Annotated in this window: 17 protein-coding genes; 7 read left to right on the top strand and 10 right to left on the bottom strand. The window is 68.3% G+C overall.

The features are described 5' to 3' along the window. Positions 1-3 precede the first annotated feature (3 nt). The 3 genes from C507_RS0100145 to C507_RS0100135 all read right to left on the bottom strand — a co-directional run bounded on the left by C507_RS0100145 (position 4) and on the right by C507_RS0100135 (position 3460). Positions 4-1305 carry a M16 family metallopeptidase gene (locus tag C507_RS0100145; RefSeq protein ID WP_018697613.1) on the bottom strand — a complete coding sequence of 434 codons (1302 nt, stop codon included), beginning with the start codon at positions 1303-1305 and terminating at the stop codon, positions 4-6. Further along, positions 1302-2714, bottom strand: coding sequence for a threonine synthase (gene thrC / locus C507_RS19880; RefSeq protein WP_018697612.1), 1413 nt, complete (start codon positions 2712-2714; stop codon positions 1302-1304). Before thrC ends, C507_RS0100145 begins: the two co-directional genes overlap by 4 nt. Positions 2715-2863: 149 nt before the next feature. Next, entirely contained in the window at positions 2864-3460 is a 597-nt protein-coding gene (locus C507_RS0100135; protein WP_018697611.1) for a YqgE/AlgH family protein, read from the bottom strand. A gap of 219 nt (positions 3461-3679) precedes the next feature. Here C507_RS0100135 and C507_RS0100130 point away from each other — a divergent pair, with 219 nt between their 5' ends. The 7 genes from C507_RS0100130 to C507_RS0100100 all read left to right on the top strand — a co-directional run bounded on the left by C507_RS0100130 (position 3680) and on the right by C507_RS0100100 (position 12316). Then, positions 3680-4165, top strand: coding sequence for a peroxiredoxin (locus C507_RS0100130; RefSeq protein ID WP_018697610.1), 486 nt, complete (start codon positions 3680-3682; stop codon positions 4163-4165). 271 nt (positions 4166-4436) lie between these two features. Next, positions 4437-7475 carry an isoleucine--tRNA ligase gene (gene ileS, locus C507_RS0100125; protein WP_018697609.1) on the top strand — a complete coding sequence of 1013 codons (3039 nt, stop codon included), beginning with the start codon at positions 4437-4439 and terminating at the stop codon, positions 7473-7475. Between the two features lie 20 nt (positions 7476-7495). Further along, a complete protein-coding gene (lspA, locus tag C507_RS0100120) occupies positions 7496-8041 on the top strand; it encodes a signal peptidase II (protein ID WP_018697608.1) in 546 nt (181 codons plus the stop codon). Between the two features lie 165 nt (positions 8042-8206). Further along, positions 8207-8926, top strand: a complete 720-nt coding sequence (locus tag C507_RS0100115) for a hypothetical protein (RefSeq protein ID WP_018697607.1) — start codon at positions 8207-8209, stop codon at positions 8924-8926. Between the two features lie 237 nt (positions 8927-9163). Beyond that, positions 9164-10534: a M16 family metallopeptidase gene (locus C507_RS0100110; RefSeq protein ID WP_018697606.1), complete on the top strand. Its 1371-nt coding sequence runs from the start codon at positions 9164-9166 to the stop codon at positions 10532-10534. A gap of 85 nt (positions 10535-10619) precedes the next feature. Beyond that, positions 10620-11954 (top strand): M16 family metallopeptidase, encoded by a 1335-nt coding sequence (locus C507_RS0100105; protein WP_018697605.1) that lies wholly within the window; start codon positions 10620-10622, stop codon positions 11952-11954. A gap of 167 nt (positions 11955-12121) precedes the next feature. After that, complete coding sequence (locus tag C507_RS0100100; RefSeq protein WP_018697604.1) at positions 12122-12316, top strand: heavy-metal-associated domain-containing protein; 195 nt, start codon at positions 12122-12124, stop codon at positions 12314-12316. Positions 12317-12492: 176 nt separating this feature from the next. Here C507_RS0100100 and C507_RS0100095 read toward each other — a convergent pair whose 3' ends face one another. The 7 genes from C507_RS0100095 to C507_RS0100065 all read right to left on the bottom strand — a co-directional run bounded on the left by C507_RS0100095 (position 12493) and on the right by C507_RS0100065 (position 19917). Beyond that, positions 12493-13359, bottom strand: coding sequence for a dienelactone hydrolase family protein (locus C507_RS0100095; RefSeq protein ID WP_018697603.1), 867 nt, complete (start codon positions 13357-13359; stop codon positions 12493-12495). A 157-nt stretch (positions 13360-13516) separates the two neighbouring features. Continuing rightward, positions 13517-13942: a DUF427 domain-containing protein gene (locus C507_RS0100090; RefSeq protein WP_018697602.1), complete on the bottom strand. Its 426-nt coding sequence runs from the start codon at positions 13940-13942 to the stop codon at positions 13517-13519. Between the two features lie 39 nt (positions 13943-13981). Further along, positions 13982-14164, bottom strand: coding sequence for a cbb3-type cytochrome oxidase assembly protein CcoS (ccoS, locus tag C507_RS0100085; protein ID WP_018697601.1), 183 nt, complete (start codon positions 14162-14164; stop codon positions 13982-13984). Then, entirely contained in the window at positions 14161-16413 is a 2253-nt protein-coding gene (locus C507_RS0100080) for a heavy metal translocating P-type ATPase (protein WP_018697600.1), read from the bottom strand. The genes ccoS and C507_RS0100080 overlap by 4 nt, the downstream gene beginning before the upstream one ends. Next, complete coding sequence (locus C507_RS0100075) at positions 16410-16943, bottom strand: FixH family protein (RefSeq protein WP_018697599.1); 534 nt, start codon at positions 16941-16943, stop codon at positions 16410-16412. Before C507_RS0100075 ends, C507_RS0100080 begins: the two co-directional genes overlap by 4 nt. A gap of 74 nt (positions 16944-17017) precedes the next feature. Continuing rightward, positions 17018-18472, bottom strand: a complete 1455-nt coding sequence (gene ccoG / locus C507_RS0100070; RefSeq protein ID WP_026318705.1) for a cytochrome c oxidase accessory protein CcoG — start codon at positions 18470-18472, stop codon at positions 17018-17020. A gap of 173 nt (positions 18473-18645) precedes the next feature. Next, positions 18646-19917, bottom strand: coding sequence for a multidrug effflux MFS transporter (locus C507_RS0100065; RefSeq protein WP_018697597.1), 1272 nt, complete (start codon positions 19915-19917; stop codon positions 18646-18648). Positions 19918-20015 lie beyond the last annotated feature (98 nt).

The following is a 20015-nucleotide window of genomic DNA, read 5'->3' as shown; positions in this document are numbered from 1 at the left end:
CGCCTATCCCGTGGCCGTGCGCCGGCGCGGCACCGGCTGGCCGGGCGACGCCATGCGCTCCGCGATCCATCCGACCTCGGGCACCGCGTCCACCGAGCCCACCGCGGCGAGGGTCGGCGCAGCGCCCGAGAGAAGCCGGCCGGCGACCCGGCGGACGGTGTCCACGTCCACCGCATCGATCAGCGAGACGAGTTCCTCCGGCCCCACGATGCGGCCGTGGACGAGGATGTGGCGGGCCATCTGACTGGCCCGGGCGGACGAGCGTTCCCGCGCCATCAGGAGGCCGGCGCGCAGCTGGGCCCGGGCGCGGCCCACTTCCCCGGCATCGACATCGTCGATCACCCGGGCGAGTTCATCGACCACCACCGGCATCAGCTCGGCCACGTCGTCCGGCCCGGTCGCGGCGTGCACGCCGAAGACGCCGGTATCGGCGAAGCCCCAGTGGAAGGCATAGATGGAGTAGCAGAGCCCGCGCTGCTCCCGCACCTCCTGGAAGAGGCGCGAGGACATGCCACCGCCGAGCAGCGTGGCGAGCGCCTGCACGGCGAAATAGTCGGTGTCACGCGTACCGACACCGGGAAAGCCCAGCACGATCTGGGTTTCCGTCAGGTCGCGCGCCTCGATCAGCGAGCCGCCGGAATAGGCGGCGGACTGAACCTCGGGTCCGGTGTCGGACGGCAGGTCGGCGAACTGTTCCGACACCAGCCGCACGATCTCGTCGTGCTCCACCGCGCCGGCGGCGGAGAACACCATTTCCGGGCCCCGGTAGTGGCGGCCGAGATAGGCGCGCAGCGCGTCGGCATCGAAGCCCATCACCGTCTCCGGCGTACCGAGGATCGGCCGGCCGATGGGCTGCGCTCGCCAGGCGGCCTGCGGGAAGAGATCGAACAGGTAGTCGTCGGGCGTGTCGCGCGCGGCCCCGATCTCCTGCAGGATCACGTGCTTCTCGCGCGCCAGCTCCTCGCCGTCGAAGACGGAATTGCGGATGATGTCGCCGAGGATGTCGACCATCAACGGCACGTCCTCGCGCAGCACGCGGCCGTAGTAGGCCGTGGTCTCGACGCTGGTGGCGGCATCGAGTTCGCCACCGACGGCCTCGATTTCCTCGGCGATGCCGCGGGCGGTGCGCCGCCGGGTGCCCTTGAAGGCCATGTGCTCGAGCAGATGCGAGATGCCGTGCTCGGCTTCGCTTTCCGAGCGCGACCCGCGCCCGACCCAAAGTCCCAGCGAAACGGTGTCGACGTGGCCCATCCGGTCGGTAACGACCGTGAGACCATTGGCGAGCTTCGTGACCTCGACGCTCATTGCGCTGCGTCCTCGCGCGTTGCCCGGCAGGTGTCGGCGATGAAGGTCTCGACGGCACCGGTATCGGCCGGCAGTCGCATCACGCGCTCCGGCCGGTTTTCCAGGTCGGCAAGCGCCTCCGGCAGACGAGGCGTCAGCCCCGTCGCCTTCTCCACCGCCTCGGCGAACTTGGCCGGATGGGCGGTGGCGAGCGTGACCATCGGAACACCCTCGGTCAGGTGGCTCTCGGCGGCGGCAACGCCCACGGCGGTGTGGGGATCGATCACCAGGTCGGTCGCCTTGTGGATCCGGCCGATGGTGGCGAGCGTTCCGGCCTCGTCGGTGGACGCGGCGGAGAACTCGCGCCGGATGGCCGCCAGTGGCTCGGTATCAATGTCGAAGCCACCCCCCTGCTTCAGGCGGCCCATCAGCGCCGCCACGGCCGCGCCATCGCGGCCATAGGCTTCGAACAGGAGCCGTTCGAAATTCGAGGAGACCTGGATGTCCATCGAGGGCGAACTCGTCGGCGTCACGGTGTCGGTGCGATAGTCGCCCCTCGACAGCGCCCTCACAAGGATGTCGTTGACGTTCGTGGCAATGACGAGGCGGTCGATGGGCAGGCCCATGCGCTTGGCGACGTAGCCGGCGAAGATGTCGCCGAAGTTGCCGGTGGGGACGGTGAAGGACACCGGCCGCTCCGGCGCGCCCAGCGCCGCGGCGGCGGCGAAATAATATCCGACCTGGGCAACGATGCGGGCCCAGTTGATGGAGTTGACGCCGGTCAGCCCCACCGCCTCGCGGAAGGAGGCATGGGCGAACATGTCCTTCACGATGGCTTGGCAGTCGTCGAAGGTGCCGTCGATGGCGAGCACGTGGACGTTGTCGTCACCGACCGTGGTCATCTGCCGGCGCTGCACCGGCGATACCCGCTCGTGCGGGTACAGAATCACCACGTCGACGTTCTCGCGGCCCCGGAAGGCCTCCACCGCCGCGGCACCGGTGTCGCCGGAGGTGGCGCCCACCACGGTGGCGCGCTTGCCGGTCTCCGCCAGCCGCCGGTCGACCAGGCGCGCGAGCAGCTGCATCGCCACGTCCTTGAAGGCGAGCGTCGGCCCGTGGAACAGCTCCAGCAGGAAATGGTTCGGCGCGATCTGGGTCACCGGCGTCGTGGCGGGATGACGGAACGTGTCCGCCGCGGCCGCGACCATCGCCTCCAGCTCGGCGCGCTCCATGTCGTCACCCACGAAGGGCGCGATCACCCGCGCAGCGATCTCCGCATAGGGGCGGAACGCGAAGCTTGCGATCTCCTCGCGCGACAGGGTCGGCCAGGTCTCCGGAACATACAGGCCGCCGTCGGCGGCAAGACCCGCCATGAGGACGTCGGAAAATCCAAGCACCGGCGCTTCGCCCCGGGTGCTGACATATCTCACGCGGTGATCCTTTCTCGGTCCGTCCGGGCGGCCGGGCGCGCGCCGCGCCCACGCCTCACCCGCTCGTGAAGTCGGGCCGCGAACCTATCCTTACGCCGGGCGGCGGACAAGAACGCCGCGCGTGACGGACTTGGCCAGCGCCGAGCCGGTCAGGCAGTGCCGGCCTGGCCGGACAGCAGCCGCGGGTCGATGCCCATCTTCTTGAGCGCAAGGTCGTATTTCTCGTCGAGGTCCGGCTCGAAGACGATGCGCGGGTCGGCCGGGCAGGTCAGCCAGCCGTTGCGCTGGATCTCCGCCTCCAGCTGCCCCGGCGCCCAGCCGGCATAGCCGAGCGCCAGCAAAGCGCGCCGGGGGCCCCGCCCCTCGGCAATCGCCTTGAGGATCTCCACCGTGGCGGTGAGGCAGATGTCGCTGTCGATGGCGAGCGTGGAATCGCTGATGAAATAGTCGCCGGAATGCAGCACGAAGCCGCGCCCGGTCTCCACCGGCCCGCCCTTGTGGACCGGCAAGTTGTCTTCCGGCACGGCAAGGCGGATCGGCTCGCCCTCCGGCACGATGTCGAGCTGCACGAGGAGGTCGGAAAAGGACACCTCCTCCGCCGGCTGGTTGAGGACGATGCCCATCGCCCCCTCGTCGGAGTGCGCGCACATGAAGATCACGGCGCGTTCGAAGCGCGTGTCTCCCATGGTCGGCATCGCGACCAGGAGCTGCCCTTCAAGATAGCCGTCCATGTTGGTGGCACTCATCACTCGAAATCCTGGCTTTCTCGGTGTCGGGACACGGGCATGGGGAGGCTGCCCGGTCCGCAAGGCGGTTCGTCCGAAAGAAGGTAATGCGCCCGGGGCGAATTGTTAACGCCCCGGCACCGCCGGCGTCGGGCCGCGTTCGCATGGTTCGGCTTGGCCCGTCCGGCGCGAACGGCTACATGGAGGCAACTGTCCGAGACGAGCCATGGAGAAACACAAGTGGCAATTCAACCCGGCGACACCATCCCCGAGGCGACCTTCACCACCATGGGCGCCGACGGCCCGACCCCGATCAAGACCGGCGAGATCTTCCCCGGCAAGAAAGTGGTCCTGTTCGCCGTTCCCGGCGCCTTCACGCCCACCTGCCACCGCAACCATCTGCCCGGCTTCCTGGAGAACCACGCGGTGCTCAAGGAAAAGGGCGTCGACACCATCGCCGTGGTGTCCGTCAACGACGTGTTCGTGATGAACGCCTGGGCCGAAGCCTCCGGCGCCAAGGACAAGATTTTGTTCCTGGCCGACGGCTCCGCCGACTTCACCAAGGCGATGGGCCTCGAGCTGGACGCCTCCGGCTTCGGCATGGGCACGCGCTCCAAGCGCTATGCCGCCATCGTCGAGGACGGCGTGGTGAAGACCCTCAACGTCGAGGACGCTCCCGGCCAGGCCGTGGCCTCCGGCGCGGCGGCGGTTCTGGAAGCCCTCTGAGGGCCGACACCCGGTTCACCGACCCTGCCCTCCGCGGCGCCCACATTGCGCTGCGGAAGGCTTTATCCTGGCGGCGAGCGCTGCTAGAAGGCGCCCATGCGCAGACCCTTCGGCCTCCCGTTCGATTACCGGCGAATTAGCGGCCCGGCCGCCGTGCGATGACGAGGCACGGCGGACCGGGATTGCGGTTGCTGCCGCGCGGACATCCTCCGACGCCGCCTTCCGCCTCAAGCCGTCTGCCATGCAACAACCGCCGAGCGAAATCGATCCGATGACCGACACGACCACCGCGCAGCCCGAGGCGCGCGACTATTCCGATACCCTGTTCCTGCCGAAGACCGAGTTCCCGATGCGGGCCGGGCTGCCGAAGAAGGAGCCCCAGCTGCTGGAACGCTGGGACGCCATGCAGCTCTACAAGCGCCTGCGCGAGACCTCCGCCGGGCGCGAGAAGTTCGTCCTGCACGACGGCCCGCCCTACGCCAACGGCAACCTGCACATCGGCCACGCGCTGAACAAGATCCTCAAGGACGTCGTGACCCGCTCGCACCAGATGCTGGGCTACGATTCCAACTACGTGCCCGGCTGGGACTGCCACGGCCTGCCCATCGAGTGGAAGGTCGAGGAAAGCTACCGCGCCAAGGGCCTCGACAAGGACGAGGTGCCGGTGGTGGAGTTCCGCAAGGAATGCCGCCAGTTCGCCGAGCACTGGGTGGGCGTCCAGTCTGAAGAGTTCCGCCGCTTCGGCGTCGAGGGCGACTTCGCCGACCCATACCTGACCATGAGCTTCGCCGCGGAGGCGCAAATCGCCCGCGAGCTGATGAAGTTCGCAGGATCCGGCCAGCTCTATCGCGGCTCCAAGCCGGTGATGTGGTCGGTGGTGGAGAAGACCGCGCTGGCCGAGGCGGAGATCGAGTATCAGGACTACGAGTCCGACACGATCTGGGTGAAGTTCCCGGTCAAGCATCATCGCGACCTCAAACAAGGGTGGGATCTCGAGCCGAACAAGCCAATCCCGTCTCAGCCGGTCGTCGCCGACGACTTGGCCGATGCCTTCGTGGTCATCTGGACGACGACGCCCTGGACCATCCCCGGCAACCGCGCGATCTGTTTCTCCCCCCGCATCGCCTACGGCCTCTACGAGGTGACGGCGGCCGAGAACGACTTCGGTCCGCAGCCGGGCGAAAAGCTCGTCTTCGCCGATGCGCTGGCGGAGGAGAGCTTCGCCAAGGCGAAGCTCGGTTTCGAACGGGTCCGGGACGTCCCGGCGGAAGAGCTCGGCACCGTGGTCTGCGCCCATCCGCTCAACGGCCTCGGCGGCGGCTACAGCTTCGACGTTCCGCTGCTTTCCGGCGATCACGTCACCGACGATGCCGGTACCGGCTTCGTGCACACCGCGCCGGGCCACGGCACCGACGACTTCGAGGTGTGGATGGATCGCCGCCGCGAACTGGAAGCGCGCGGCATCGACACGGCGATCCCCTACACCGTCGACGGTGACGGCACCTACACGAGCGACGCGCCCGGCTTCGAAGGACGTGCGGTCTACACGGCCGCCGGCAAGAAGGGCGACGCCAACAAGGCCGTCATCGAGGCGCTGATCGGGCGCGACATGCTGTTCGCCCGCGGCCGCCTGAAGCACCAGTACCCGCATTCCTGGCGTTCCAAGAAGCCGGTGATCTTCCGCAACACGCCGCAGTGGTTCGTCCACATGGACAAGCCGCTGAACGGGTACGGCCTGGCCGAGGGCCAGCCGCCCGCGGGCGAGGACACGCTGCGCACCCGCGCGCTGGCCGCCATCGACGACACCCGCTTCGTGCCGGCGGCCGGCAAGAACCGGCTGCGCGGCATGATCCAGAACCGGCCGGACTGGGTCCTGTCGCGCCAGCGCGCCTGGGGCGTGCCGATCACCGTGTTCCGCAACACCGAGGACGGCCGGCTCGCGCCGGGACCGGACTTCGAGGCATCCGAGGCCCTCGTCACAGCGATTGCCGACGCCTTCGAGGCGGAGGGCGCAGACGCGTGGTTCGCCGAGGGCGCGAAGGAGCGCTTCCTCGCGCCGTTCGTGGACGATCCGCAGAACTGGGAACAGGTCACCGACATCCTCGACGTCTGGTTCGATTCCGGCTCCACTCACGCCTTCGTGCTGGAGAAGCGCCCCGACCTGAAGTGGCCCGCCGACGTCTACCTAGAGGGATCCGACCAGCACCGCGGCTGGTTCCACTCCTCGCTGCTGGAATCGTGCGCCACCCGCGGCCGCGCCCCCTACGGCACCGTGGTCACACACGGCTTCACCATGGCCGAGGACGGCCGCAAGATGTCGAAATCGCTCGGCAACTCGGTGGCGCCGCAAGACGTGATCGCGCAGTCCGGCGCCGACATCCTGCGCCTGTGGGTGATGACAACCGACTATGCCGACGACCAGCGCATCGGCCCGGAAATCCTCAAGGGCACCTCGGAGACCTACCGCAAGGTACGCAACTCCGTGCGCTGGATGCTGGGTACGCTTGGTCACGCCGACGGTGAGCGGGTCGCACTCACCGACATGCCGGAGCTGGAGCGGCTGATGCTGCACCGGCTGGTGGAGCTCGACCGTCTCGTGCGGCAGGGTTACCGCGACTACGACTACAAGCGCATCGCCCACGCCCTGATCAACTTCACCACCATCGACCTGTCGGCCTTCTATTTCGACATCCGCAAGGACGCGCTCTACTGCGATCCGGTCTCCTCGACACGGCGCAAGGCGGCGCTGCAGGTGATCGACATCCTGTTCGAGGCGCTGACCCGGTGGCTGGCGCCGATGCTGCCTTTCACCATGGAAGAAGCGCACCTCTCCCGTCACGGCGACGAGGCCGGTCGATCCATCCACCTGGAGCTCTTCCCGGAGATCGATCCCGCGTGGGAGAGCCCGCAGCTTGCCGAGAAGTGGGCCCGGGTGCGCGAGGTTCGCCGCGTCGTGCTCGGCGCGCTGGAGATCGAACGCCGGGAGAAGCGCATCCGCGGCTCGCTGGAGGCGCACGTCGCCGTCCACGTCACCAACCCGGCGCTCTACGCCGCGGTGGCGGACGTCGAACTCGCCGACGTGTCGATCACGAGCCAGGCGAAGCTCGACCACGAGAACGCACCGGCCGACGCATTCCGCCTCGACGACGTGCCGGGCGTGGCCGTGGTGGTCACCCACGCCGAGGGCACCCGCTGCGCCCGCTCGTGGAAGGTGCTGCCGGAAGTGGGCAGCGACCCGGACTATCCGGACCTGACGCTGCGCGACGCCGAAGCCATGCGCGAGCTCGACGCCCGAACCGGCGCGGCCTGAGGCGACGGGAAGGAGCCACCGTGGCAGAGGCCGACACGCCCTCTTCGCCGAAGCCGGCCCCGTCACTCTGGCGGTTCGGCTTCGGCATCGCCGTGCTGGTCCTGATCCTGGACCAGGCGGTGAAGCTGTGGCTGCTGCGCGTGGTGGACCTGGGCGCGACCGGCCCGATCCGGGTGGCGCCCTTTCTCGATCTGGTGCTGGTCTGGAACCAGGGCGTCAGCTACGGCCTGTTCCAGCAGGATACCGATACCGGCCGCTGGTTGCTGGTGGGCGTCACCTTCGCCGTCATCGTGGTGCTTGCGGTGTGGCTGGCACGCGCGGGCGACCGCTGGATCTCGGCCAGCGTGGCGCTGATCGTCGGTGGCGCGGTGGGCAACCTGATCGACCGAATCGCTTACGGTGCGGTGGTCGACTACGTCCATGTCTTTGTCGGATCGTTTTCCTGGTACGTCTTCAACGTCGCGGACGCGGCCATTGCGCTGGGTGTCGTGGGGCTGCTTCTCGATGCCCTGCGCGGACGTCGTAATAATGCCGCAATGGAGCCGTCCGGTGAAAGGCGACAGTAAGATCCGATGGGGTAGACTGTCGTGCTCTCGCGCGCAGTCTCCTCGTCTCGCGATCCGGCCGCGTCTTCGATCGTGACCGTCGTGTCGAGAGATCAAATTGCATTGAGGTCCGCCCGGCACCGCCCTGCGCGGCGCCTCGCGGAGCACGAACCGAAAGGTGACACTGTGGGCAAGCGTTCGCATCCGTACGCAACGGCAACCCGGCTGTTGACGCTGACGCTGGTGGCCGCGGGCGTCGCCGGCTGCAACACCAGCCAGAGTTATTTTTACGAGGAGAAGCAGCCCAACGAGAGCCGCGACATCGGCCTGTTCGGCTCGATTCTCGAAGGCACCGGCGTGGTGAGCCGCGAAACGGCGCCGATCGAATACAAGCAGCGCTCGCCGATCGCCCTGCCCCCGTCCAACGAGCTGCCCGACCCGGAAGCCCCCGGCGGCGCCGCGGTGGCGTCAGTGGACTGGCCGGACGATCCCGACGACCGGGCCGACGTGACACCGGCTCCGTCCTCGCGCGCGACGCTGGAAGGCGAACGCCTGTCGCCCCAGGAGATTCAGGCCGGCCGCGTGGCCGGCGGCATGCCTGTGCCGGAAGGCTCCAAGGGTTACGACGAGCGCTTCCTGCGCGACACGGGCAAGATGACGCTGACGCCGTCTGAGATGAAGGCCGGCTTCGACAGCCCGGACAAAAAGGGCTCCGGCCGGGTGCTCACCGCCGAGGGCCAGGCGCAGCCGCGCCAGTATCTGATCCAGCCGCCGGACGAGTATCGCCAGCCCGCCGCGACCGCCGAGCTTCCTGAGCGCAAGGGCATCAAGAACAGCAAGTGGGCGAAGGACCAGATCTACGGCCAGCAGGGCAACTCGAACCCGGTCTACGACACGGTCAACTGATTGGCCGGCCGCTCCCGATCGATGCATTCCGCCCGCCCTCACCCGGCGGGCGGTTTCGTTTCGCGGCCATGGGACGCTCGCGCGAACATTACCGATTGTTCAGTGGCGCTTCCCGATCGGCCCCCTATACCTCGTGACTGAGACAGACCGCTCTGAACAGTGGCGGTCCAGGCTAGCGATCCGGACGTGGGCCGGTCCCACGGCCAGCGATCGCCGAACATGGAAGGAATGCAGCGGATGACCGCACGGTTCGCGCTTGTCGCGGCTCTCGGCGCCAGCCTCCTCGCCGCACCGGCCGCCTCGGCCGACACCTCCCTCGCCGATCTGAGGATCGCTCCCGACACGGCCAGCTTCACCCTCGACAACGGCCTGCAGGTCGTGGTGATCCCCGATCACCGGGCCCCGGTTGTCACCCATATGGTCTGGTACAAAGCCGGCGCCGCCGACGAGGCTGCCGGTGAGTCGGGCGCCGCGCACTTCCTTGAGCACCTGATGTTCAAGGGCACGGACAAGCACCCGGACGGCTTTTCCGACACCGTGACGGCCCTGGGCGGCCAGGAGAACGCCTTCACATCGCAGGATTACACCGCTTATTTCCAGCAGATCGCCAAGGAACACCTCGGCCAGATGATGGAGCTGGAAGCGGATCGCATGGCCAACCTGGCGCTCGAGCCGGAGGAGGTCGCCCGCGAACTCGACGTGGTGCTGGAGGAGCGCCGCATGCGCGTCGACAATGATCCCTCCTCCATTCTCGGCGAGGCATTCAGCGCAACGCTCCACGTCAACAGCCCCTACGGCGACCCGGTGATCGGCTGGCCCGACGAGGTGAACGCGCTCAACCGCGCGTCCGCCTTTGCCTTCTACGACCGTTTCTACACGCCGGAGAACGCCGTTCTGATCGTGGCGGGCGACGTCACGCCCGACGAGGTCCGGGCGTTGGCCGAGGCGACCTACGGCAAGCTGGAAAGCCGCGTGGACCTGAAGCCGCGGGTGCGCTCGCAGGTGCCGGAATTCGGGTCGCTGCGCACCGTGCGCTACGCCGACGAGCGCGTCGGCCAGCCCTCGCTGAGGCATGGCTGGATCGTGCCAAGCTACGCCACCGCCGAGCCCGGCGAGGCGGAAGCCCTCGACGTGCTGGCCCAGATCCTCGGCGGCGGCTCCACCAGCCGCCTCTACGACCGGCTTGTCCGCGATGGCGGCCCGGCGTCGTCGGTGGGGGCCTGGTACCAGGGCAACGCGCTCGATCCCGACACCTTCCTGGTCTACGCGATCCCGCGCGACGGTGTGGACTTCGACGTTGTGCAATCGGCCATCAACGCCGCCGTTGCCGAAATCGCCGAGAGCGGCGTGACCAACGAGGAGCTGCAGCGCGCCAAGCGGTCGCTCGTGGCCGAGGCGCTCTTCGCCCAGGACAGCCAGCAGCGGCTCGCTCGCATCTTCGGGCTGGCGCTGACCACCGGCGGAAGCATCGAGGACGTCCAGACATGGCCGGCGCGCATCGGCGAAGTGACGGCGGAGCAGGTGCAGGCGGCCGCACGTGCCTACCTGTCGCCGACCACCGGCGTCACCGGCTATCTGGAGAAGAAGGCGACCGGCAAGGATTCCTGATCCCGCCGCGCCACGCCTGCCCCGTCATGACCCGGGCGCCGCGCCGCGATCCGCGCCGGCTGCCCCGAAGAGAGGAGCTCTCTTGATGTTTGCCATGCTCGCCCGCTCCGCCCGCGGCTCGCTCGCAGCCATAGGCTTCACCACCGCCGCCGTCGTCTTGTGGGCGACGCCATCCCAGGCGATCACCATCGAAACCGTCACCAGCCCGGGCGGTGTCGAGGCCTGGTTGGTGGAAGACGACACCGTCCCGGTGGTGATGATGAACTTTGCCTTCCAGGGCGCCGGTTCGTCGCAGGATCCTGCCGACAAGCCCGGTGTCGCCAACCTCCTCTCAACCCTTCTGGACGAGGGCGCCGGCGAGTACGATTCCGAAGCCTTCCAGGCCGTATTGCAGGACCGCTCGGTGCGCATGTCGTTCTCCGCCGACCGCGACAGCTTCTACGGCCGGATGAAGATGCTCGCCGACAATCCGCAGGACGGCATCGAGCTCCTGCGCACCGCCCTGGACGACCCGCACTTCGCCGACGAGGCGATCGGACGGATGAGCGCCCAGATCATTTCCGGCATTCGCCGCGACCTGCGCGATCCCAACCAGGTGGCTGCTCGCGCCTGGTCGGCCAGCGCCTATCCCGACCACCCCTACGGCCGGCCGTCCGACGGCACCGAGGAGACGGTCGCGATGATCGGCAAGCCGGACCTCGAAGCCTTCAAGGCGCGCACCTTCGCCCGCGACAACCTCCACGTGGTGGTGGTGGGCGCCATCGACGCGGAGACGCTCGAGCCGCTGCTCGACGAGGCCTTTGGCGGTCTGCCGGAGACGGCCGACCTGGTGACGGTGCCGAATGTCGAGCCGATCACCGGCGAAATCGTCACGGAAACCATGGACGTGCCGCAGACGGCCATCCGCTTCGGCGGCCCTGGTCTGGAGCGCGACGATCCCGATTTCATTCCGGCCTACGTGATGAACTACATCCTGGGCGGTGGCTCATTCTCCTCGCGCCTGTTCGACGAGATCCGCGAGAAGCGCGGCCTCGCCTATTCGGTCTATTCCTACATCGTGCCGCTCGACCACTCCGCCATCTTCGGCGGCGGCACGGCGACCCGCGCCGATCGGGCCGACGAGACGGTGCGCATCATCCGCGAGGAGATCGCGCAGATGGCCGCCGAGGGTCCGACCGAGGCGGAGCTGGAGGAGGCAAAGGCCTACCTGACCGGCGCCTATCCGCTGCGCTTCGATTCCTCCGCCTCCATCGCCAGCCAGCTCTTGAGCATTCAGCTGGAAGATCTGGGCGTGGACTATGTCGACGAGCGCAACGACCTCATCGAGGCCGTTACCCTGGAGGACGTGAAGCGTGCGGCCGACCGGGTGCTCGGCCAGGGCGAGCCGACCTTCGTCACCGTGGGCCCGTCCGGCTCCTGACCGGCAATGGCCGGCCGGCCTCCACCGGCGGACGGCCGCATGCAACGGCAGCGCAGCAACGCGATGCCGCACCGCGCCTTGACGAATCGGGGATGCCGGCGCGTCATGGGCGAGGTTCGGGCGTCCGCATTGGCGCGCCGAACCGGTCCGGAAGAGGTGCCTGAGCGATGATCTCCCTGATCGTCAGCGGCATGGACTGTGGCCAGTGCGGCGGCCTGATCACGCAGGCCGTCCACGCCGTCGACCCGTCCGCGGTGATCGAGGTGGACGTCGAGGAGGGCCGCGTCGACGTGGATACGCCCGAACCCCTCGACCGCGTCGTGATCGCCATCGAGCGCGCTGGTTTCAACGTCGAGCATTGAGAGCAATCCCAGGCGAAGTGGGAACCGGTTCGCGGTCCGGGATTGCCGTGACATGATTCCGCGCACGCCGAGCTGGCTGCGAGCACCGGCTCCGCGAGGGCGGCCTCGGGCCGGCGCACGGTTGCGCGCTGGCTCCGCGACCCCAGGAAAAGGGCGAACGCGGATGCCTCCTGCCCCTACCCGCCCAGATAATCGTTGAAGAACGCGACCGTTCGTGCCCAGGCCTTGTCGGAGGCGGCCTTGTCGTAGCGGGCAGCGTTTGTGTCGTTGTTGAAGGCGTGGTTCACGCCTTCGTAGACGACCACCTCGTAGGGCTTGCCGGCCGCGTCGAGCGCCGTCGTGTAGGCCTCGATGCCGGCATTGATGCGCTCGTCCAGCCCGGCATAGTGGAGGAGCAGCGGCGCAGAGACGTCCCCCGCCCGCTCGGCCGGCAACTGGCGCCCGTAATAGGCCACGGCCGCGCCAAGCCCTGCGTCGGAGGCCGCCATCCGGTTGGCCCAGCCACCGCCCCAGCAGAAGCCGACAATGCCGATCTCGCCATTGGTCGCCGGATTGTCCCTGAGCCACGTCACCGCCGCTTTCAGCGCGGCCGCGACGTGGGCGTCGTCGAGGTCGCCGATCAGCGTGCGGGCCTGGTCGGAATCCGCTGGCGTGCCGCCCTTCACCGAGAGAAGATCCGGCGCGAGCGCCACGAAGCCGTCGGTGGCCAGGCGCCGCGCGACATCCTCGATGTGCGGGTTGAGACCACGATTTTCGTGAACGACGATGATGCCGGGACGCGTCCCGGAGTCCGCCGGCTGCGCCAGGTAGGCGCCGATCTCGGTGCCGTCAGCCGCAAAGCTGACCCGCGCCGTCTCGATGCGCCCGTCGTCCTCGGCGACGATGGCGGCGTGCGCGTAGTTGTTCTCCAGCATCGGCAGCAGCGCCGCGGCGGCGGCGGTGCCGCCGGCAAGCGAAGCGAGCCGCTGCATGAAGCTGCGGCGGCTCATGTCGCCATGGGTGAAGCGGTCGAAGAGATCGATGATGTCCTGACGGATTGGCATGGGTGTCCTCCCGGCTCCCCCAGCCAGGTGGCGCGCCGTGCGCCTGCCGCGACCGGAGGCCGCAAGGATAGACGCACCGTGTGGGAGGCCCCCTCACGAAACCACATCGGCCGGATCACATTGTCTCGATTGCCGCGCCTGCCCGGTCTATCCGCACTCAGGCCGCGCGGCCGGCCTCGGTCGCGGTGACGGTGAGCTTCTTCGGGTAGAACGCCAGATAGTCCTTGATGGCAGAGACGCCCGGCAGCGGCCGCTCGTAGCTCCACACCGCGTTCTCGATCCGCGTCCCGGCGATCTCCACCGACCAGTAGCTGGCATCGCCCTTGTAGGGGCAATGGGTGGAGTGATCGGAGGGCACCAGGAAGGCCTGCGCCACGTCCGCCTTCGGCACGTAATAGACGACCGGATACGTGGATTCATGCAGTGCGAGCGCGTGGCGCGTCTCGGCGATGACGGTGCCGCCATGCGCCACGACAACGGTTCCCGCAAACGGGGCGACGACAATCGGATGGTCGGGATTGGGTTCGATCACGGCGGGCCTCCAATGGGCGTTGGACAAGGCGATGAGCCAAACAAGACACATCGGGCCGGAAGGTTCCTCCGGCAAGTCCTGCCCGTGCGCTCAGTCCCGGTCCGGGTCGTGGCGTGGCCGCTCGTCCTCCGGCAGGTCGTCGTCGGACAGGACGCGCCACTTGGCCCCTTCCAGGTCCTCGTACTGGCCGGTGCGCAGCGACCACAGGAACGCCGCGAGCCCGACAAGGCCGAGAAGCAGGGCGGCCGGAATGAGGATCAGGAGGATGTTCACGCCGGTGCTGCCTCGGTGCGAGTGCTCCGGGTCGCCACCTCCGTGCTCGGGTCGGGCGTCGCTGTGCGCACTGACTGCGCCCTGAGCGCGTTGGCCGTCACCAGGATGGAGGAGGCCGACATGGCCACCGCCGCGATCAGCGGGGTGGCGTTCCCGGTCACGGCGATCGGCACCGCGATCAGGTTGTAGACCAGGGCGAGCGCCAGGTTCTCCGACATGATGCGGCGGGCGCGCCGACCGATGGCAAGCGCCAGCGGCACCGGCGCGAGGCGCTCCCCGAGAAACACGATGTCGGCCGCGGCCTGGCTGAGATCGACGGCGGAAACCGGCGACATTGAGACGTGCGCGGCGGCCAGCGCCGGCGCGTCGTTCAGCCCGTCACCCACCATCAGGACCTTCCGCCCTTCGGCCGACAGGCTTTCGAGCGCCGCGATCTTCTCGGCCGGCTTCAGCCCGCCCTGCCACTCCGTGATCCCCAGCGTCTGCGCGACCCGGGCAACGGCGGGGCCTCGGTCGCCGGAGAGGATCACCAGCCGGAAGCCGTGGCGTCCGAGCTCGGCGACGGTCTCCGCCGCATCCGGCCTCAGAACCTGCTGCACGGCCAGCACCGCCGGGCGACAGCCATCGACAGAGACACCAACGAGGGTGGCATCGGGGAAGCGGTCCGCCAGGGCGGCGGCCTCCTCCTCGGCGTCGACGAATCCGGGACGGCCGAGGCGGACGCGGTGGCCGTCGACGATGCCGGTGACCCCCTGCCCCGCCACTTCGGATGCCTCAAGGACGGCGGAGGCCGGCTTTGATCCGGCGGCAATGGCCTGGGATATGGGATGGCGAGAGCGCGCCGCGAGCGCCCGGGCCGCCTCCAGCGCCACCTCCGGCACCTCGCCGGCATTGGCGATCCGCGCGGTCGGCGTGGTCAGCGTGCCGGTCTTGTCGAAGACAACGGTGTCGGCCTCGGCGAGGCGCTCCAGCGCATCGCCGGAATGCAGCAGCAAACGGTTGCGGAACAGGGCTCCGGCGGCCGTCACCTGGACCGCCGGAACGGCCAGCGCGATGGCGCACGGGCAGGTAATGATGAGCACCGTGATGGCGACCACCAGCGAGCGCTCGGCGCCCGCGCCCAGCGCCAGCCAGCCCAGGAAGGTCAGGAGTGCGGCGCCGTGCACCACGGGCGCGTACCAGCGCGCCACCCGGTCTGCCAGCGCCACCGACTGCGAGCGCGCCGTCATGGCCTGATCGAGCAGCCGGTTCACCTCGTCGAGGAGCGTCCCTTCACCGGCCGCCTGCACTTGCACCGTGAGCACGCCCTCGCCGTTGAGGGTGCCGGCGAAGACCCGGTCACCGGCGCCGATCTCCACCAGCATCGTCTCGCCAGTGACGAGCGACTGGTCAATCTCCGAGGTCCCCTCCACCACCGTCCCGTCGACGGGCACGCGGCTGCCGGCGGCGACCTGGACGAGCGCGCCCGGCGAAACCTGGCCGACCGGCACTTCGCGCAGATGCCCGTCCGGGCCGAGAAGCACCGCCGTCTCGGCGCGCAGCGCGGCGAGATTTTCCGCGAAGGTGCGCGTGCGCCGGCGCATGAGATGGTCGAGGAGCCGACCCACCAGCAGGAAGAACAGGAGCATGAGGGCGGACTCGAAATAGGTGTCCGCGCCCGCCGTCAGCGTGCCGTAGAAGGACAGCCCAATGGCCAGGATCACACCCAGCGCGATGGGCACGTCCATGTTCACCCGGCCGCGGCGGATGGCGGAAAAGGCGCTGCGATAGAAGGTCTGGCCAGCATAGGCGGCGGCCGGAAGCGCGATCAGCGCCGACAGCCAATGAAACAGGAGCCGGGTCTCCGGCGTGATGTCGGTGACGTTGCCGGACCAGACGGACACAGAGAACAGCATCACGTTCATGGCGGCGAAGCCGGCGACGGCGATGGCGCGCAGCAGCCGGTTGCGCTCCCGCCGGTAGCCGTCGTCGATCTGGCCGCGCACGAACGGCCGGGCGTCGTAGCCGATGTCGGCCAGCGTGGAGACGATGGTTCCGCCATCGGTCTCCTCGGGGCGCCAGGATACGGCCAGGCGGCGGTTGGAGAGGTTGACCCGCGCCCGCTCCACTCCCGGAAGGGCCGACAGGGAGCGTTCGATGGTGGTCATGCAGGCGGCGCAATGGATGCCGTCGACCGCGAGCTGCATGGTCAGCTGGCCGTCGTCCCCGGTCTCCGCAAAGGCACTCCAGTCGCGCTCCGCCGCGGTCATTGCGCCCCGCCGGTCTCCGACAGGACGATCCGGTTGACCGAGCGGAACACCTCGCCGCTGCCCGAGGTGGCTTCGATGGCCAGATCGTACTGGCCGGCGGGCAACCCCTCGGCCGTGCCGGTGTACAGGCCGACCTCGCCTTCGCGCAGGGTCGCGCGCCGGTCCAGCCCGTCATGGGTCGGGCTGGCCAGGGTGGCGACGACGGACAATCCGGACAGCGGCGCGCCGGTGCGATCGTTGGCGTCGATCCGGATGGCAACGCCTCCCGCTGGACCGGAGGAGACGACCTGCTCGTCCAGGCGCCAGCCGAGCGCACGCTGGGTTTCCGCCGCCTCCAGCACGGACGCGTACTCGCGACCGGACTTGTAGGCACTCTCGGTGACCACGCCGGGAAACGAGCCGACGGCGAGCCAGATCATCACGACGTTGGCTACCGTGATGATGCCGAAGAAGGCGACCAGCGCGAGGAAGACCTTGCGGCCGGTGATGCGAAATCCGGTGGAGCGTTCCTGGAGGGACATGGTGGTCATCTGTTTCTGCCTCGCATCAGGTGCCTCCGGCGGGTGGCCTCCCGCAAGTCAGGAGGAACACGGATGCCGGCGGCCTACTCGGTCATGAACTTGTCGCTGGCCGTGGCCCGCTCGCCGTCCTTGAGATCGACGATCTGGAAGGTCACGTCGGTTGAGGCGGGAAGCGCCTCACCACCCGGCGTGAACACCAGCACACGCACCTCGCGGGTGCGATCGGGCCCGACCGTGATGAGCGGGTTGCTGCCCACCGCCTCGGCATTGCCGACGGCCTCGACCCGGGCAGTATCCGGCAGTCCCTCGACCCGCAGGAGGAAGGTGCGCTCGATGGGCCGCTTGTTGAGGAAGCGGACCGTGTATCCGTTGCGCACGCCGCCATCGGACAGCTTGACGAAGACCGGGTTGCGGTCGTGCAGGACGTTGATGTCGGCGAAGGACCGCGATGTCAGCGTGTAGAGCATGAACGAGCCCACGAAGACGATGATCGCAGCGTAGAGCACCGTGCGGGCGCGGATCAGCTTGTAGATCGGCGGCTTTCCCTCGGCGCGGCGCGCCAGGTTCATGTCGGTGTCGTAGCCGATCAATCCGGTCGGACGGCCGATCTTCTGCATCACCGTATCGCAGGCGTCGATGCACAGGCCGCATTGGATGCAGTCGAGCTGCAGGCCGTCGCGGATGTCGACGCCGGTCGGACAGGCGTGCAGGCACTGGTAGCAGTCGATGCAGTCGCCCGCCGGCAGACCCTGCTGGGCGCGCTTCTGCATCTCCTTCAGCGAGCCGCGCGGTTCGCCCCGGTCGGTCTTGTAGGTGACGTTGAGGGCCCATTCGTCGGTCAGCGCCGCCTGGATGCGCGGCCACGGGCACATGTAGATGCAGACCTGCTCGCGCATCATGCCGGCGAGCGAGTAGGTCGTGAACGTCAGGATGGCGACGAAGACATAGGTGAGAAGCGACGCCTGGCCGGTGAACAGGTTCACCACCATCGTCGGCGCGTCGCCGAAATAGAGGATCCACGCGCCGCCGGTCCACATGGCGATCGCCAGCCAGAGCACGTGCTTGATGCCCTTCTTGGCCAGCTTGTGGGCGCTCATCGGCTGCTGGTCGAGCTTCATGCGCTCGCGCCGGTCGCCCTCGATCCAGCGCTCGATCAGCATGAACAGGTCGGTCCACACCGTCTGCGGGCAGAGATAGCCGCACCAGATCCGGCCCGCCACGGCATTGATGAGGAACAGCATCAGCGAGGCGAGAATCAGCAGCCCGGTGAGGTAGTAGACCTCCTGCGGCCAGATCTCGATGGAGAAGAAATAGGCCCTCCGCCCCTCCATATCGATGAGCAGCGCCTGGTTCGGCGCGTTGGCGCCGCGGTCCCAGCGCACGAATGGCAGGAAGTAGTAGATGCCAAGCGTGACGGCGAGCACACCCCACTTGATGCGGCGGAAGCGGCCCTGCACGGCTTGCGGATAGATCTTCTTAGCCGCGACGTACATCGGCCCGTCGCCGGCCGCTCCCCCGCCCGCTGTGTCGGCGCGCATCGTCATGTCCTTCGCAATCGTTCCGTCCGCCTGAGACCCGTTCCAGGGTGCACCGACTGTGATCGCGAAGGGGTCCGATCGCCTTGATTGGCATCAAGGGCCGGGCGCTATGCCGCAGCCGCGCGAGCCGATGGACGCCGGAAGCGTCCCCTGCCCCGTGCGGCCGGCGGCGTTCAGCGCTTGTGGCTCTCGCCGACGCCGAACAGCCGGCCACGCTCTGTGATGAACACCGCCACCAGCGACGCCACGGCGAAGGCGGCAAGGCCCCGGGTCAGGGGTTGCGCAGTCCCGTCGAACTGCTGGCCGATAAGCGTGCCCAGGATCGCGCCCATGCCGGTCATGTAGGCACCGATCAGCGACGAGGCCATGCCGGCCACCTTGCCGAGCGGCTCCATGGCGATGGCGTTGAAGTTGGGCAGGATCAGCCCGACGCAGAAGAACGCCATGCCGAACATGACCGAGAAGGTGAGCAGCGAAACCGGCGCGATCTCGTCCAGAACCATCAGCACGAACAGGATCAGCGCCATCACCACCAGCGCGCTATGGGAAAGACGCCGCATGCCGAGGCGCTCCACCAGGCGGGCGTTGGCGAGCGATGCACCCGACATGAAGATCGCAACCGCCCCGAAGAAGATCGGGAACGAGGCGCCAAGGCCGAAGACGCCCTGGTAGATCTGCTGGGCGGAACTGACGTACCCGATCAGCGTGCCGAACATGAAGCCGAGCGACATGGCATAGCCCACCGTCTGACGCGTCGTCAGCACCGTGGCCGCGGCCCGGTAGAGACCGGCCGGCGTCAGCGGCGTCCGGTCTTCCGGAGGGCAGGTCTCCGGCAGCCGGAGGCCGGCCCAGATGAACAGCACGACGCCGACGAGCAGCAGGAAGGCGAAGATCCACACCCACGGACCGAACGCGCCGATGGCACCGCCGACGGAGGGCGCGATGACCGGCACGATGATGAAGACCATCATCACGAAGGACATCACCCGGCTCATGCCCCGGCCCTCGAACCGGTCGCGCACGATGGCGATGGCGATCACCCGCGGGCCGCCGCAGCCGATGCCCTGTACCAGCCGGCCGATGAGAAGATGACCGAATTCCGGGGCGAGCATGCACAGCACCGTGCCGACCAGGTAGACGGTCAGGCTGACATAGAGGATCGGCTTGCGCCCGAAGCGGTCGGAGAACGGGCCGTAGATGATCTGGCCGAGCGCGAAGCCCAGCATGTAGACGCCGACCAGCAGCTGGCGGTGGTTCTCGTCGGTGACGGAGAAGGCATCACCGATCTCCGGCAGGGCCGGCAGCATGATGTCGACGGAGAAGGCCGTCAGCGCCATCATCAGCGCCAGCAGCGAGATGAACTCCGCGAACGGCATGCCGATGGGCGTGCTAGTCTGGCTCGGCGGGGCGGCCTGCGCGGAGGAGGAAGGATCCGGATTGTTCATGCGGTCTGATAGCCGTTCTCGTCAGGGCCTGCCACGACGAGACGGGAATTGCTCCCCCGCCCATGCCGCATAGCAGCATAAATGTATAGCACAACAAT

The organism is Amorphus coralli DSM 19760 (assembly GCF_000374525.1).
Lineage (GTDB): Bacteria > Pseudomonadota > Alphaproteobacteria > Rhizobiales > Amorphaceae > Amorphus > Amorphus coralli.
This window is presented reverse-complemented; position numbering and strand designations above follow the sequence as displayed.

Bases quoted from the DNA above. Each gene is read 5' to 3' on its own strand.
- C507_RS0100080 (WP_018697600.1), bottom strand. From the start codon at position 16,413: ATGACCGCGGCGGAGCGCGACTGGAGTGCCTTTGCGGAGACCGGGGAC.
- C507_RS0100100 (WP_018697604.1), top strand. From the start codon at position 12,122: ATGATCTCCCTGATCGTCAGCGGCATGGACTGTGGCCAGTGCGGCGGC.
- ileS (WP_018697609.1), top strand. From the start codon at position 4,437: ATGACCGACACGACCACCGCGCAGCCCGAGGCGCGCGACTATTCCGAT.
- ccoG (WP_026318705.1), bottom strand. From the start codon at position 18,472: ATGCGCGCCGACACAGCGGGCGGGGGAGCGGCCGGCGACGGGCCGATG.
- C507_RS0100105 (WP_018697605.1), top strand. From the start codon at position 10,620: ATGTTTGCCATGCTCGCCCGCTCCGCCCGCGGCTCGCTCGCAGCCATA.
- C507_RS0100145 (WP_018697613.1), bottom strand. From the start codon at position 1,305: ATGAGCGTCGAGGTCACGAAGCTCGCCAATGGTCTCACGGTCGTTACC.
- C507_RS0100135 (WP_018697611.1), bottom strand. From the start codon at position 3,460: ATGAGTGCCACCAACATGGACGGCTATCTTGAAGGGCAGCTCCTGGTC.
- C507_RS0100110 (WP_018697606.1), top strand. From the start codon at position 9,164: ATGACCGCACGGTTCGCGCTTGTCGCGGCTCTCGGCGCCAGCCTCCTC.
- C507_RS0100095 (WP_018697603.1), bottom strand. From the start codon at position 13,359: ATGCCAATCCGTCAGGACATCATCGATCTCTTCGACCGCTTCACCCAT.
- C507_RS0100075 (WP_018697599.1), bottom strand. From the start codon at position 16,943: ATGACCACCATGTCCCTCCAGGAACGCTCCACCGGATTTCGCATCACC.
- C507_RS0100065 (WP_018697597.1), bottom strand. From the start codon at position 19,917: ATGAACAATCCGGATCCTTCCTCCTCCGCGCAGGCCGCCCCGCCGAGC.
- C507_RS0100090 (WP_018697602.1), bottom strand. From the start codon at position 13,942: ATGTGTCTTGTTTGGCTCATCGCCTTGTCCAACGCCCATTGGAGGCCC.